Annotated in this window: 9 protein-coding genes, 1 other RNA gene and 1 pseudogene; 8 read left to right on the top strand and 3 right to left on the bottom strand. The window is 56.8% G+C overall.

Annotated features, from left to right (window positions below; translation table 11 throughout):
• Positions 1–101: 101 nt before the first annotated feature.
• The 6 genes from mfd to QEN43_RS21190 all read left to right on the top strand — a co-directional run bounded on the left by mfd (position 102) and on the right by QEN43_RS21190 (position 7,468).
• Complete coding sequence (gene mfd, locus QEN43_RS21215) at positions 102–3,509, top strand: transcription-repair coupling factor (RefSeq protein WP_235726497.1); 3,408 nt, start codon at positions 102–104, stop codon at positions 3,507–3,509.
• A gap of 751 nt (positions 3,510–4,260) precedes the next feature.
• Positions 4,261–4,357, top strand: an RNA gene (gene ffs, locus QEN43_RS21210) — signal recognition particle sRNA small type.
• 49 nt (positions 4,358–4,406) lie between these two features.
• On the top strand, positions 4,407–6,041 hold the full coding sequence (dnaX, locus tag QEN43_RS21205) for a DNA polymerase III subunit gamma/tau (protein WP_026608825.1): 1,635 nt from the start codon (positions 4,407–4,409) through the stop codon (positions 6,039–6,041).
• 11 nt (positions 6,042–6,052) lie between these two features.
• Positions 6,053–6,376, top strand: coding sequence for a YbaB/EbfC family nucleoid-associated protein (locus QEN43_RS21200; RefSeq protein WP_026608824.1), 324 nt, complete (start codon positions 6,053–6,055; stop codon positions 6,374–6,376).
• A 37-nt stretch (positions 6,377–6,413) separates the two neighbouring features.
• Positions 6,414–7,010 (top strand): recombination mediator RecR, encoded by a 597-nt coding sequence (gene recR, locus QEN43_RS21195; RefSeq protein WP_026608823.1) that lies wholly within the window; start codon positions 6,414–6,416, stop codon positions 7,008–7,010.
• A 113-nt stretch (positions 7,011–7,123) separates the two neighbouring features.
• On the top strand, positions 7,124–7,468 hold the full coding sequence (locus QEN43_RS21190; protein WP_026608822.1) for a histidine triad nucleotide-binding protein: 345 nt from the start codon (positions 7,124–7,126) through the stop codon (positions 7,466–7,468).
• Between the two features lie 235 nt (positions 7,469–7,703).
• Here QEN43_RS21190 and QEN43_RS21185 read toward each other — a convergent pair whose 3' ends face one another.
• Complete coding sequence (locus tag QEN43_RS21185) at positions 7,704–8,156, bottom strand: hypothetical protein (protein WP_051331374.1); 453 nt, start codon at positions 8,154–8,156, stop codon at positions 7,704–7,706.
• 243 nt (positions 8,157–8,399) lie between these two features.
• On the opposite strand from QEN43_RS21185, the gene QEN43_RS21180 reads away from it, so the two are divergent.
• A complete protein-coding gene (locus tag QEN43_RS21180; protein WP_051331373.1) occupies positions 8,400–9,326 on the top strand; it encodes a 5'-nucleotidase in 927 nt (308 codons plus the stop codon).
• 297 nt (positions 9,327–9,623) lie between these two features.
• On the opposite strand, the gene QEN43_RS21175 is transcribed toward QEN43_RS21180, so the two are convergent.
• A complete protein-coding gene (locus QEN43_RS21175) occupies positions 9,624–10,715 on the bottom strand; it encodes an ABC transporter ATP-binding protein (protein ID WP_026608819.1) in 1,092 nt (363 codons plus the stop codon).
• Positions 10,716–10,812: 97 nt separating this feature from the next.
• Positions 10,813–12,897, bottom strand: coding sequence for a glucoamylase family protein (locus QEN43_RS21170; RefSeq protein ID WP_156912609.1), 2,085 nt, complete (start codon positions 12,895–12,897; stop codon positions 10,813–10,815).
• 509 nt (positions 12,898–13,406) lie between these two features.
• Here QEN43_RS21170 and QEN43_RS21165 point away from each other — a divergent pair.
• A pseudogene (locus QEN43_RS21165) lies at positions 13,407–14,366 on the top strand (IS481 family transposase); the annotation flags it as partial.
• Positions 14,367–14,539: the final 173 nt, after the last annotated feature.

Here is a 14,539-nt window from a genome sequence, read left to right as displayed (position 1 = left end):
ACTCGACATTCATCACCTCACGCCCCATGAATCAAGCTGCAAAACATTTGGGAACTCTTTCGCCGTTCACGCCAGCAGTACCGATTCATAATGCAACGACCATGGTCTGGCAAAGCTTGAACGGCTGCGGCGATTCCCTGGCCTTGGCTGAAGCGGCAAGACAGAATAAGCGGCTGTATCTGATCGTGACGGAAGATACTCATACCGCTCTTAGACTCGAACATGAAATCGAGTTTTTCCTTGGCGGAAATGTACCCGTACTCCACTTTCCCGACTGGGAAACCTTACCTTACGACGTGTTTTCGCCTCTTCCTGAAATCGTCTCGGAGCGACTGAAAACGCTCGCCCAACTCTCGCGCATCGACCACGGCATACTGATCACGCCGGTCGCTACGCTGATGCAACGGTTGGCACCACGTTCCCACGTATTGGCCAAGACCTTTATATTAAAAGTAGGCGGCCAACTTAATCTGGAAGAGACTCGGCAACGACTGGAGAGCGTCGGCTATGAGTGCGTGTCGCAAGTTCTACAGCACGGCGAATTTGCAGTACGCGGATCGATCATTGATCTTTTCCCTATGGGGAGCACCGTTCCCTATCGTATCGAGCTTTTTGATGACGAGGTGGAATCGATCCGAACTTTCGACCCTGAAACTCAACGGTCGGTCGACAAGGTCAGAGAAATTAGTTTGTTTCCAGCTCGCGAGTTTCCATTCGACGAAGAAGCAATCAAACGGTTCCGACGGAGTTTTAGAACGCATTTCTCGGAAGCATCCATCAACAATCCGTTGTACCAGGAAGTTAGCAAAGGTATCGCACCCGGCGGCATCGAATATTATTTGCCGCTGTTCGTCGAAGAAACCGAAACCCTGTTTCACTATCTACCGAAAACAGCGACAGTCGTGCTCCACCACGCTGTTGACGCCGCTGCCGAGGCGTTTTTTCGGGAGGCCGAAAAACGGTACGACCAGCGCTCGGGGCATGTCGACCGCCCCCCGCTTCCACCGGAATCGCTGTATCTGACACCCGCCGCTCTGGCAGAGAAATTCGCCCTCTATCCCAGAATTCGAATTCCACTGTCGTCCGAGCAGCCCGCGGAAAGTTTCGAGTCGGTCGACTACAATTGCCGCCCGCTTCCGCCTCTCGCGGTCGATCCGAAGCTGAAAGAGCCCGCCGCGGCGCTTTCGTCGTTCATCCGTGAAGAGGCGGATAGGATTTTGTTCGTTGCGGAAACGGCAGGGCATCGCGAAGCGCTACTGGATAGCCTGGCCAAATACGGCATAAAGCCGCAGGTCGTCGAAAACTGGGCCGCTTTCCTCGTCGCCGAGAAAACGCCATGCTTGGTCGTTGCCCCCATGGATCACGGCTTATGGCTGGCCGATCCCTCGTTGGCCATCATTACCGAAACCCAGCTTTCCGGAGAAAAGGTCCAACAGCGCAGACGGCGCAAGTCGGCCGCCGAACGCAATCTCGAACAGATCCTCCGCAACCTCGAAGAACTGGACATCGGTGCGCCGGTAGTGCATCAGGACCATGGCGTCGGCCGCTATCTTGGCCTGACCAAACTCACGGTGGGCGGTATCGAGACCGAGTTTCTCGCGCTCGAATATGCCAACAACGATAAGCTGTACGTCCCGGTGTCCTCGCTGCATTTGATCAGCCGGTACAGCGGCGCCAGCCCGGAATCTGCGCCTCTGCACAAGCTGGGCGGAGAACAGTGGCAAAAGGCCAAGCGCAAGGCGCTGGAGCGGGTACGGGATATTGCCGCCGAACTGCTGAACATTTACGCCAAGCGAGCGGCCAAGGAAGGATACGCCTATAAAACCGTCACCGAAGAATACGCCGCTTTCGCCGCCGGTTTTCCCTTCGAAGAAACACCCGACCAGGAAGCTGCCATCAACGACGTCATCAGGGATATGGCGTCCCCTCGCCCCATGGACAGAGTGATCTGCGGCGACGTCGGTTTCGGCAAGACCGAAGTCGCGATGCGGGCCGCTTTCATCGCGGCACTGAACGGCAAACAGGTCGCGGTTCTGGTGCCCACGACACTATTGGCTCAGCAGCATTATCGGAACTTCCGGGACCGATTCGCCGATTGGCCGATCCGGGTCGAAGTGGTTTCACGCTTCGTCGGCAAGAAGCAGCAGGAGCAACTTCTCGAGGATTTGGCTCAGGGTAAGATCGACATCCTCATCGGTACCCATAAGATTTTGCAAAAGGATGTTCGCTTCAAGAATCTGGGACTGGTGATCGTCGACGAGGAACACCGGTTCGGCGTCGCGCAAAAAGAACATTTCAAGAAACTGCGCAGCGAACTGGACTTTCTCACCCTAACAGCCACACCGATTCCGCGCACGCTCAATATGGCCATGTCCGGGCTACGGGACATTTCCATCATCGCCACCCCGCCTCCCAATCGCCACGCCATCAAAACCTTCATCAGCGAATGGGACGATGCCTTGATCCAAGAAGCGATACTCCGGGAAATCAAGCGCGGCGGGCAGGTTTATTTCCTGCACAACAAGATCGAAACCATGGAGAAAACGGCACGCGACTTGGAAAAACTGGTACCTACTGCACGCATTCGTATTGCCCACGGCCAGATGCCGGAGCGGGAATTGGAACGTATCATGCTGGATTTTTACCATCAGCGTTTCAACGTCCTGGTTTGCACCACCATCATCGAAAGCGGTATCGATATTCCGACCGCGAACACCATCATCATCCACCGCGCCGATTTGCTGGGGCTCGCCCAGTTGCACCAGATCAGGGGAAGGGTCGGCCGCTCGCATCATCGCGCTTACGCTTATCTGCTGGTACCGCCGAAGTCTCTGATGACCGCCGACGCCGTCAAGCGTCTCGAGGCCATCGAAGCCACGGGTGAACTCGGCTCGGGATTCATGCTGTCATCTCACGACCTCGAAATCCGCGGTGCCGGAGAATTGTTGGGCGAGGAGCAGAGCGGTCAGATTCAGGAGATCGGACTAAGCCTATATACCGAACTGCTGGAGCGGGCCGTGGCAGCGCTCAAGTCGGGCAAATCTCTGGATCTCGATATGCTCCCCCACGAAGCAGGTCCCGAGATCGACCTCCAATGCCCTGCCCTCATTCCCGACACCTACCTGCCTGACGTTCACACCCGTCTCGTGCTCTACAAAAGGATCGCCAATGCCAAGAACGAAGAGGATCTACGCCAGCTGCAAGTGGAGATGATCGACCGCTTCGGGCTTCTGCCCCCGCCGACCAAAAACTTGTTTGCAATCACCGAACTCAAACTGCGAGCCGAGGCCCTTGGCGTTCACAAGATCGAGGCAGGCTCGGGAGGCGGACGTCTGATATTCCACCCGAACCCGCCCATTGATCCGGCCCAAGTCATCCGTTTGATCCAAACCCAACCGCAGACTTATAAGCTGGACGGTCCGGATAAGCTGAAATTTTTTGCCCGTTTCGACACGCCCGAAAGCAAGGTCGTTTTCGTCGATCAATTACTGGAGCAATTGGCGGCCTAGAGCGTTTTCATCGCTTTTGAGGGAAGCTGCCGTTGGCAGTTTAGTGAGTTTGAAGCGGGGCTCGCCCTGCGGGCGAGTGACATTTGCAAACCCCATCTCAGGGATCTGCTCTTCGGGCTAACGTGGTTCGGCCCCATGTCGCTCCCGTCGGAGTCGCTCCTCGCGAGTTTGTCTTCGCGTGCTCAAAGGCAAATGGGGCCAGAACAAATTTGTATGCGCGGAGTTCGTAGGACGTGGTGGACGAAGTGAACCGCATTTTTCGCGGTTCATTTGGTCCTGCGCGTCACCGGCTTGAGCTGGGGCGCTTAGAAGGCCTGCCCGTGTGACTCTATCGCCGCACGCGAAACCTCGCGTGCCCTCTTCGGCGGTTCTGACTCATGCCGGTGATACCCGAATGCGCCATACAGGACGATTCGGCAACGCCATAAAGCTGATTGGAGAATGCTCTAAACCCTATCGCAATAGGCGTTCGCCCAGAGCCCTTTGACAGGCGTTAGCCCCTCCTGGGGTAGGTTCTTCGCCAAACAGACCAATTTTTACCTGTGAAGCGACGATGAATCGCTGGGCCGGATTGACTGGCATCGAATTCATTCTGCTGTCGTCCCTCGTCACACGTGAAAGCTGCTGCTCAGGATAACCGCGCGATAGGCGAGATCGTTTGACCTTGAAGACCGGGCACTAATCGACGATAATGCATATTCTTTAGCCCAACCGCGATCCTGGTTGGGTCGCCGAGTTCAATGGCGAGTCGCGTCGGTCCCCTCGCAACGATACGCTGTAAACCCCGTCAGGCCCGGAAGGGAGCAGCGGTAGCATCGGATTCGTGTGCCGGGGTGCGGCTGGCGTGGCTTGCCGCCCTAATTCATTCGTCCGGTCGATCGCGTGCACAAACCCGCAATGCCGTATCAGGCTCTAGCCCGGAAATGGCGCCCTCGCACTTTTAGCGAAATCGTCGGCCAGGAGCATGTCGTTCGAGCGTTGATCCATGCGATTGAGTTCGACCGCATGCATCATGCCTATCTCTTCACCGGTACCCGTGGCGTGGGCAAGACCACTATTGCTCGAATTCTCGCCAAGGCGCTCAATTGCGAGGGTCGAAAAACATCCGATCCGTGCGGCGAATGCGTGATCTGCCGAGAAGTGGACGAAGGCCGCTTTGTCGATTTGATCGAAGTGGACGCCGCCTCGCGTACCAAGGTCGAAGATACCCGCGATCTGCTCGAGAACGTTCAATACGCGCCGAGCCAGGGGCGATACAAGGTTTACTTGATCGACGAAGTGCACATGCTGTCGGGGCACAGCTTCAACGCTCTGCTCAAGACGCTCGAAGAGCCGCCTCCCCACATCAAATTCCTGTTGGCCACGACCGATCCGCAAAAAATTCCGGTCACGGTGCTGTCCAGATGCCTTCAATTTAGTTTGAAGCGGCTGACTCCGGACCAGATTCGAAGCCAAATGGAAGAGATTCTGAGGCGTGAGAACATCGAGTACGAAGTCAACGCCGTAAAGCTGCTCGCCCGGGCAGCGGAAGGCTCCATGCGTGACGGACTGAGCCTTCTTGATCAGGCGATCGTCCACGGCGGCGGTCGCCTTCGGGAAACCGACGTCAGCCTCATGCTAGGTACCGTCGCGAGGCATCCGGTTTTCGAGCTCCTGTCGGCGCTCGCCGAGGGAGACGCGGCGGCGCTGCTTCGGCAGATCGATCAGATGGCGGAACACACGCCGAACTTCGCCGACGTGCTGCAGCAAATCCTGATCGTCCTGCATCACGCCTCGCTAGCCCAGTGGGTACCCGAGGCGATCAGGCGCGAGGATGACGCCGATCGGATTCTCGATCTAGCCCGCCGGATCAGCGCAGAGGATTTACAGCTTTTTTATCAGATCGGCTTGATCGGTCAGCGGGATTTGCCACTCGCCCCTGACCCGCGCTCGGGCTTTGAAATGGTGATGCTGCGCATGCTGGCATTTCGTCCGGCGACATCATCGGCGGACATGCAGAGCGGCGTCGATGCGACGCCCCCTAAGACAAACGAATCGCCGAAAACAACCCGAAAGGTCGATGTTCGTCCCACGCCTGCGCCGGTTCAGACCGACCCTGTGCCGGTCAAGAACGAGACCAAGACCGACACCGGGGGAGTACCTCAGACCGGAGCGCCCCATGATTGGCACGAACTGATCCGGGCGATGGGCATCACCGGCTTGACTCGCGAACTGGCGAACAATTGCGTATTGCTGGACCTGGATGAAAAACGCTGCATTCTTGCGCTCGACCCGCAACATGCTCATCTCCGCGTCAGCCGGGTGGAAGCCAACTTGGAAAAGGCACTGAGGGATTATTTCCGAAGCCCTCTGAAATTGACGATCAAGATCGAGGCGCCCGGACAGGAAACACCCGCTAAGCTCATTCAGCGCGAAAAAGAGGAACGCCAACGGAACGCGGAAATCGAAATAGAGCAAGACGAGAACGTCAGAGCACTGAAAGAGCGTTTCGACGCACGTATCGTCCCTGGTTCCACCAAACCCATAGACTAATGGAGAATCCCATGAAAAACCCGCTCGCCAATCTCATGCAGCAAGCACAGAAGATGCAGGAGAACCTACAAAAAGCACAGGAGGAATTGGCCGCTTTGGAAGTTCAGGGCGAATCCGGCGGCGGACTCGTTCGGATCATCATGAACGGCAAAAAAGAAGTAAAAAAAGTCAGCATTGACGAAAGCCTAGTAAAAGAAGATCGGGATATGCTAGAAGACCTGGTCGCCGCCGCCGTAAATGACGCCATAAACCGAGTCAACCGCCTGAAGCAGGAAAAAATGGCGGCCTTGACCGGCGGTATCGAACTACCCGCCGGATTCAAATTGCCGTTTTGAAACACGCTCGCTGCAAGACCGAACCCTATCGTAGCCCATGCCTAAGACCGGGGCTTTGTCCCAACTGATGCAAGCCCTACGCTGCCTTCCAGGGGTCGGCCCCAAGTCGGCCCAGCGGATGACCTTCCATCTGCTCCAACGCGACCGGCAAGGCGCGCGAAATCTCGCCGAATCCTTGCTCGCCGCCCTCGAAAAGGTCGGCCATTGTGCGCTATGCCGCACCTTGACCGAAGGCGAGCTTTGTAACATTTGCACTAACCCCGATCGCGACAAAACGCAGCTGTGCATCGTGGAAACGCCCGCCGAGGTTTATGCGATCAGCCAGGCAACCGGCTTCAAGGGTCTCTTCTTCGTGCTCAACGGAAGGCTTTCTCCGCTGGACGGCATTGGTCCGAACGAATTGCGCCTCGATCTCTTGGAGCAACGGCTGGAATCGGGCGACATCAAGGAAATTATCCTGGCCACCAATACCACGGTGGAAGGCGAAGCCACGGCCCATTACATCGGGGAGATGGCGAAACAAAATGGCGTCCGCACGACCCGCATAGCCTATGGCGTTCCTTTCGGCGGTGAACTGGAATATGTCGACGGCGCCACGCTGGCGCACGCATTCAACGGCCGCAAAGAGTTCTGAACCGGGCAACGCGGCGGTCGACAGCGCGAGTGTAACGCGCAAAAAACCTATGGATTCGGAACGTGCGGCCTTAGTATTGGCGTCTCCAAGTTAAATCCAACGGAGGAAAAACGATGACGGATTGCCTCTTTTGCAAGATGGTCGCCGGCGAAATTAAGCCCGCGGTGGTGTACGAAAACGATCACGTACTCGCATTCCGGGATATTCGGCCGCAGGCGCCGGTTCATGTGCTGGTCATACCGAAGCGGCATATCCCAACGCTGGACGATCTACCTGAGGAAGAATCGGCGTTGAGCTCCGAGTTATTGCAAGCGGTTAGAAAGGTGGCCCGCTCCGAAGGCATCGCGGAAACGGGCTATCGTACGGTGATCAATTGCCGGGGCAATTCCGGCCAGGAGGTTTATCACCTCCACCTCCATGTCCTTGGCGGACGACCGATGAGTTGGCCGCCGGGCTGATGGCTGCGCCCGCGGACTGCCCGAATCCGGATCAAAGACTTCGCATGCGTCCGCGGGTTCTTCATCGATCAGGGCCAGATACCCGCCTTGCTTTTCGAGCCTGTACCAAGGCCGCTCCACGGCTCGACCTTGGTTTGGGCGGCGCGCCTCCACACTGAATTGACCCGGTCTTTAGTTATTATTGGCCGGGTGATAAATCCGCGCCGACGACTGTACCGGATACACCTGCGGATATCTATTCGTCCTCGCCTTCCGGGTGGAAATCGATGCCGAGAATCGACCAATTCTTGAAATCGCTCGGATCATTCTCGACTAGACGGATTTTGCAGGCAAACTTCCTATCCACTTGCCCTTTCTCGGCATCCAAGACCCTGACGCCCGAGCGGACGATATAGGTTCGATTACCTAAGGCCCAGGCGTCGTATTTACTGTCAAGGAAATCGGCATTATCGGGCAGCATGCCTTCCTCTTTTATCGAGTTTTTGCAGTGCATCAACGCGAAATCGGTACGTTCGTTCCTGATACTTCCCAACTGCTCTTCTTCCGCTTCATTTTCATAGAACAACCCCGAATCAGCCACGTCCATCACAAAGGGGACTACGGCTTTTTCCAGAATGACGTACAGCAGGATGATGAAGAGAATCAGGAAAAGAATGGAATATTTGCTGCGCAATAATAAGTCTTTCATGGCTTATGCTTTATTTATAGTCTGAGGTGAGTTGGCGATTAGACCACCTTGGCACGTTCCAAAGGAGGACAGATTTTGCGGCAGCGGAAAAGAAATGTATATATTGATCGCTTAAGCGAACTGTAATTCAGGTTTCCAGCAGCCCGGCGAAACAGTCGACCGCAAAACTGCTGCTAAGACCCGTCAGATGGCCATTAGTGCCCGAGACGGTCAGGAATTGTTTCTCGATGGATATTTGACAGAGTGACCAACCTTCCGGATTTGACAGCGAAGCCCACCAAACAAGACAAGAAACTGGTCGTAGCGATCTCGTCGAGAGCACTGTTCGACCTCGACGAATCCCATGCCATTTTTGAGCAGCAAGGCAAAGAAGCTTTCTGCCGGTACCAGGTCGAGCATGAAGACAGCATATTGTCGCCGGGCGTCGCATTTCCGCTGGTCAAAAAGCTACTCGCGCTAAATCGAGTGTTGCCCGCCCCAATGGTGGAGGTCATCCTGCTTTCGCGCAACAGCGCCGATACAGGCCTTAGGGTTTTCAACTCGATCCGCCACCACCAGCTTGATATCTGCCGCGCGGCATTCACCAGCGGCCAATCACCGTTCAATTACATCGCGGCCTTTGGCGCACACCTGTTTCTCTCCGCGAACGCGGAGGATGTGGCGAAGGCCTTGGATGCCGGCTACGCTGCTGCGACGATCATGCCGGCCAGCAAGTCGGCTAACGAGTCCGAACAACTGAGAATCGCCTTCGACGGCGATGCCGTGCTGTTTTCCGACGAATCAGAGCGCATCTATCAGTCCGACGGCTTGCAAGCATTCACCGAAAACGAAATCACTGCAGCACGCACCCCCCTCTCCGGCGGACCGTTCAAAGGGTTTCTGGCCGCGCTCCATCAAATTCAAACCCTTTTCGGTCCGGACCAGTCACCTATCCGGACCGCTCTCGTTACGGCCCGTGCGGCTCCCGCCCATGAACGTGTAGTGCGCACCCTGCGTGCGTGGAACATTCGTATCGACGAAGCGCTGTTTCTAGGCGGCATGGATAAGGGGCCATTTCTACGGGCATTCGGCGCGGATATTTTTTTCGATGACCAGAAAGGCCATTGCGAATCCGCCAGCCTCCACGTGGCTACGGGTCATGTGCCGCACGGCATTGCCAATAATCGTTAACGGATCCTCTATCTTTGCAGGGCATTACAATCTCTCGAAGATAATCGGCAGTGCATTGCCTAAGGCGCGGATTTTCGTGAAGCCCAGTTGAGCCCCGGTAAGCGACGTGAATGTCTGACATGCGGAAACGGCGAAAAACGACGACGCTAACCAGTGAACTGGTCAGAATAACCGGCAATTCGAGGAAAAATGCCGATTGCTCCCGTCGATCACGGCTCCCCGGCTGAAGCTTGATAGCTTTATGAACAAAGCCGATGGCGAATAACACACCAACAGACAGGGCCACACTTTGTTCAGCTAGTCGAAGAGGTAAATCCGATCCGAAGCGACTGTCAGACGAACGGCTTGGTCTTTGGAGAACAGATGCAATCCGGGCAATCTTGCTGTCCAGACCGGAGCTTCCGACAAACGGTCACCGGCGCGTCCGGTCCGAAAGTGAAGCAGAGTCTCGTGCCCCAAGTATTCCGTGCCGACCACGACGGCCGGAAAACCCTCTCTCCCTTCCTCCGCCAGGCGCACGGCTTCCGGGCGAAAACCTGCGGTAACCGCCAGGCTACCTTCGCGAAGCCCTGCCGTGCATTTGTCAGGTAATACCAGAAGAGCCTGTCCATTGACGATGAGTTGCAAGCGACCGTCGAGGTCTTTCTGCAACTCCGCGGTAAACAAATTCATCGGTGGACTGCCGATAAATCCCGCGACGAAAGCATTCGCCGGGTGTTCGTAAAGCTCCTTAGGATCGGCCACCTGCTGAACGCGCCCCCGGTCCAACACGGCGATACGCTGCCCCAAGGTCATGGCCTCCACCTGATCGTGAGTGACGTAGATCATGGTCGCACCCGTGCGCCGCTGCAGATCGGCGATTTCTGCCCGTACCTGAGTACGCAGCTTCGCATCCAGGTTGGACAGCGGCTCGTCGAGCAGAAATACCGTCGGCTCCCGCACCAGCGCCCGACCCATGGCGACGCGCTGACGCTGCCCGCCCGAAAGCTGTTTCGGCAAGCGATCCATGACTTCTCCCAATCCGAGCATATCTGCGGCCCAACTTACCCTACGGCGGATTTCGTCTTTGGGGAGTTTCCGCATCTTCAAGGGAAATTCGAGATTGCCCCGCACCGTCATGGTCGGATACAAGGCATAGTCCTGGAACACCATGGCGATATTCCGCTGCTGGGGGCTTAACTCGTTCGCAACGCGGTCTCCGATCCGGATGATCCCGGCCGTAACCTCCTCGAGCCCCGCAAGGAGTCTCAGCAAGGTGGATTTGCCACAGCCCGAGGGGCCGACGAAAACCATCAGTTCGCCGTCTTCGATGCGAAGACTCAGGTCGGAAATGGCCCGATGGCCGTTAGGATAAATCTTATCGACGTGCTCGAACTCGACGCTGGCCATCCTCGGTCCGCTTAATGTGGGGGACAAGTGTTACGTGCAATGCTCCCGGTCCTGCCATCGAAAGTGCGGGTTAGGCAACGTCACGGGCTTCACGGCTCTATGGCTCCCGATCGACGAACTTCTCGAAACCGATCAGAGGCAAAACCCGCTGTATGATCGGATCGGCCGCAAAACGTTTCTGCACCGCATGATCGGCGAGATGGTTCGCCAGCGCCACGAGAATCATCGCCTGATTCAAACACAAATAGTTATACGCCACTTCACCCGTTGCGGGACTCACGGCGTCGTAGAACCCGAAATCGCCGTAAATGGGATAAAGCTCCACCAGCTTCCGTAGATTGGCCACTGCTTCCGAAGGTTCTGTAAGCAGGGCTAGGGCCGCAGCATGAGGTGTTACCACCCCCTCGGGGTAGCCCGTCGCACCCAGAACTTTCACGCCGTATTCCGAATAGCGGTCCGCGCCCGGCGTCGAGCTCGGCGACATGCCCCACACCGGATAACCGAGCGACTCCAGGACATATATCCTATGTATGTCCGTATGGATTTTTCCGTTGTAGCCAAGGCTGTCCGGCGCATACTGAGCTTCGTCCAGCACCAGGGTCGGCATCAGCGCCTCGAACATACTGCCACCCCAGGAGGGCACATAGCGGTAACCCTGCCACTGGTAAAAACCCCCGATCCAGCGAAAGCCGTTCGCGCTTTTCTCCGTGCGGTCCAGAGGCGGAAGCGATTGCCATTCGAATTCCGCCGGCAGAGTGCGCGCCATGCGGAACCAGTGCTCTTCCGGAACATCGCCCTTGCCGATGGCGATCAGACTTCCGATACGAGATTCGGCATACAACACCCCGTAATGGAAAGTCGAACGCAGCGCCATGTTCACGTAGTATCCATGGGACATGAGCTTATGGTCGGCATCATAGAAAAAGCGGTAGTTGCCGTTCTCGATCAGCCGCGTGCAACGGGTGGCGAACTCCGGAAAGGTCTGCCGCACGACCATCAGCCCTGCCGTCAGCCAGGACGAATTGACGAAAGAGACAAAATTGCTGGTCCGTTCCAGCGTCGTCGTGTTGTAGTAATTGAAATAGAAGCCTCGGTAGCTTTCCAGCGCCTCCAAGGAAGTGAGCGTCGCCGCGAGCCGTTCCAGCGCTTCATGCCGTGTGATGAAACCGAGTTCATGAGCGGCCGTCACTGCAATAAAGTAAAAACCGATATCGGTAACACTGGCGTAATCGCCGATTTTTGAATCGGAGAGATTGACCGAGCCGTTGCCAAACTGAACGCGATCCAGCGGCAGACCATGCAGCCTGTCGGTCAGGGCATCGAGGCCGCGCCAAGTGTCGCGAGCGATTCGATAAAGGAACTCGCGCTCGTCGGAAGGTAGAGTCTTGCCATCGACCAGGAGCGTAACAGGCCAACCGGCGAGTCGCTCCCGCAACTTAGGGCGTGCCGCCGCTTCGCCACCCAAAGCGTCCTCCCAGGTCTTCTTCTTTTCGGCAATGACCAAATCGCCGGTGCTAGGCCCAGGCTTGCCGGTCTTGATCAGGGCGATATCGTCGACCCAATAAGCTCCCTTGCGGACGCGCATCTCGTGCGGCGGGAAACTGATTACGAAAGCCGACAATTCCTGCCAATCCTTGATGCCGATCATGTAATTCAAGGGTACGACGACCTGTCTCCACTGATCGGTTATGCCGCTGACCATAAAACTGCCGACTTCCGGCATCCCGCTTCCGGTCGCCTCCGGACGGCGAAACTGCACCTCGAACTCGGGATTGAAGCCCTCGGCCGGATCACCCTTGACCCAAAAGCTCAGATGATCGAAATCCGCAGCATTCAGACCTTTCAAGTCCAACGAGGCACTGAACTCACCGCTGGTTTCCGGGAGATCCACCGAATCGCCCGACGGCGGTAAGGCATAGCGCACATGGAGAGATCCGCCGGGCCGCACGTTCGTCCTGCTTGGGTCAAGGCGAAGCACCACCGCCCCCGGCTGGCGCTCGGCAAGAACCGACCAACCGCTCAGGGAGGCGGGTTCCTCCGCCTTGCCGTCGAAATCCGCCAGAGAAAGCTCTTTCGCTATCGGATCGTCGCTTGAGGCCAGGTCACTTCCCTGGACCGAAAAAGCCATCATACCCAAGCTGACTGTCAATAACAGTTGTGTTATAGGGTTCACTGTCAACACGCTGGCCCGCCCTCCCGAAGCGGCGCGGACCGGCCTAAAGCCATCGAAGCGGCTAAGGATAGAAGATGGCGGCGGGCATCTCAATTCGCGGTCATTGGAATCATGCCGTTACCTGTGTCTGTGTCGAAGTAGAACGGACTCGTGAATCGACACCAGCGGAAGTTCTGACGCTCAATTTTCCAGGACAATTGACTCCGGACCGAGCCAGCGTGCACCTCATCGTCCGCCAATGTCGCCCGAGCGCTTTCTCGCCGCCCTTTGGTACCCGATTTCAATGTCGCTGAGCTGAGACGGGTTCCACTCTTTTGTCAGCTTTTGATGACATCAAAATCCGCTTTTTCCGACTTGAAGCGGGCCTGTGCTTCGGTGTCCACTACCGGCCCAACAGCGAGGCTCCGTTCGCCTTGTCGCGTCTCGTGTGATTATTTACCGAGAAGGAGTTATGCTCTGTTCGAAGCCCGGAGCCTTCTCCAGGAGATATTCGGTTCGTCCAAGTGAGGTTTCTCTCCATGCAGATTCGTCTTCATAAGAACGCCCGTACCACCCCGGCCGTTCGGCAGGCCATTCAAGCGTCCACGTTGAGCGAGCGCGCCTTGGCCCAAAAGCATGGCATTAGCCGAACGACCGTCCGCAAGTGGAAACACCGCTCCTCGGTCGAAGATGCCTCACACCGGCCCCACACCCTCAGAACCACGCTCACGCCCGCCCAGGAAGCCATCGTGGTCTACCTCCGCCAAGCTCTGCTCCTCCCCTTGGATGATCTCCTGGCCGTGACCCGGGAATTTCTCAATCCCGCCGTGTCCCGTTCCGGGCTAGACCGCTGCCTGCGCCGCCACGGGGTGGCGTCCCTCAAGACCCTGCTTCCGCCTACAGAGAAGGCGAAGGTCAAACCCTTCAAGGCCTATGAGCCCGGCTTCCTTCACCTGGATGTTAAGTACTTGCCCGCCATCGACGGCGAACCCCGCCGATACCTGTTCGTCGCCATCGACCGCGCCACCCGCTGGGTCTATGTCGCCCTCAAGCCCAACCGCACCGCCTTAAGCGCAAAGGACTTCCTCAAAGCGGTGATTCAGGCCGCGCCTTTCCGCATCCAGAAATGCCTGACCGACAACGGCTCGGAGTTTACCGACCGTTTCCTGACCCGAACTCGGCAGCCCTCGGGGACGCATGAGTTTGACCGCCTCTGTACTGAACAAGGCATCGAACATCGCCTGATTCCGCCGGGCCGGCCCCAAACGAATGGCCTGGTGGAACGCTTCAATGGCCGCATCGAGGAGGTGTTGCAAACCCATCACTTCGATTCAACCGCCGATCTGGACACCACCCTGCACCGCTATGTCGAGCTGTACAATCATCACATTCCCCAAAAGGCCTTACGCCATCTCACCCCGATCCAGGCTCTCAAAAACTGGCAACTGTCCCATCCTCATCTTTTTCGAAAGAAGGTTTACGATCTTGCGGGACTTGACACTTACGCCATCTCACCCCGATCCAGGCTCTCAAAAACTGGCAACTGTCCCATCCTCATCTTTTTCGAAAGAAGGTTTACGATCTTGCGGGACTTGACAACTAGGATGCGCTGAGGAACGAAGCGCATCGTTCTGTAGCATTCCAAGGATAGAATCGACGATCGCCGTGCACC

It is taken from the genome of Methylocaldum szegediense (assembly GCF_949769195.1).
Taxonomy (GTDB): Bacteria; Pseudomonadota; Gammaproteobacteria; order Methylococcales; family Methylococcaceae; genus Methylocaldum; species Methylocaldum szegediense.
The sequence above is the reverse complement of the archived record's forward strand: the minus strand, read 5'-3'. Positions and strand labels throughout refer to the sequence as shown.

Excerpts from the sequence above, each read along its gene's own strand:
- recR (WP_026608823.1), top strand. The coding sequence starts at position 6,414 with ATGCCTAAGACCGGGGCTTTGTCCCAACTGATGCAAGCCCTACGCTGC.
- mfd (WP_235726497.1), top strand. The coding sequence starts at position 102 with ATGGTCTGGCAAAGCTTGAACGGCTGCGGCGATTCCCTGGCCTTGGCT.
- QEN43_RS21200 (WP_026608824.1), top strand. The coding sequence starts at position 6,053 with ATGAAAAACCCGCTCGCCAATCTCATGCAGCAAGCACAGAAGATGCAG.
- QEN43_RS21190 (WP_026608822.1), top strand. The coding sequence starts at position 7,124 with ATGACGGATTGCCTCTTTTGCAAGATGGTCGCCGGCGAAATTAAGCCC.
- QEN43_RS21175 (WP_026608819.1), bottom strand. The coding sequence starts at position 10,715 with ATGGCCAGCGTCGAGTTCGAGCACGTCGATAAGATTTATCCTAACGGC.
- QEN43_RS21185 (WP_051331374.1), bottom strand. The coding sequence starts at position 8,156 with ATGAAAGACTTATTATTGCGCAGCAAATATTCCATTCTTTTCCTGATT.
- dnaX (WP_026608825.1), top strand. The coding sequence starts at position 4,407 with ATGCCGTATCAGGCTCTAGCCCGGAAATGGCGCCCTCGCACTTTTAGC.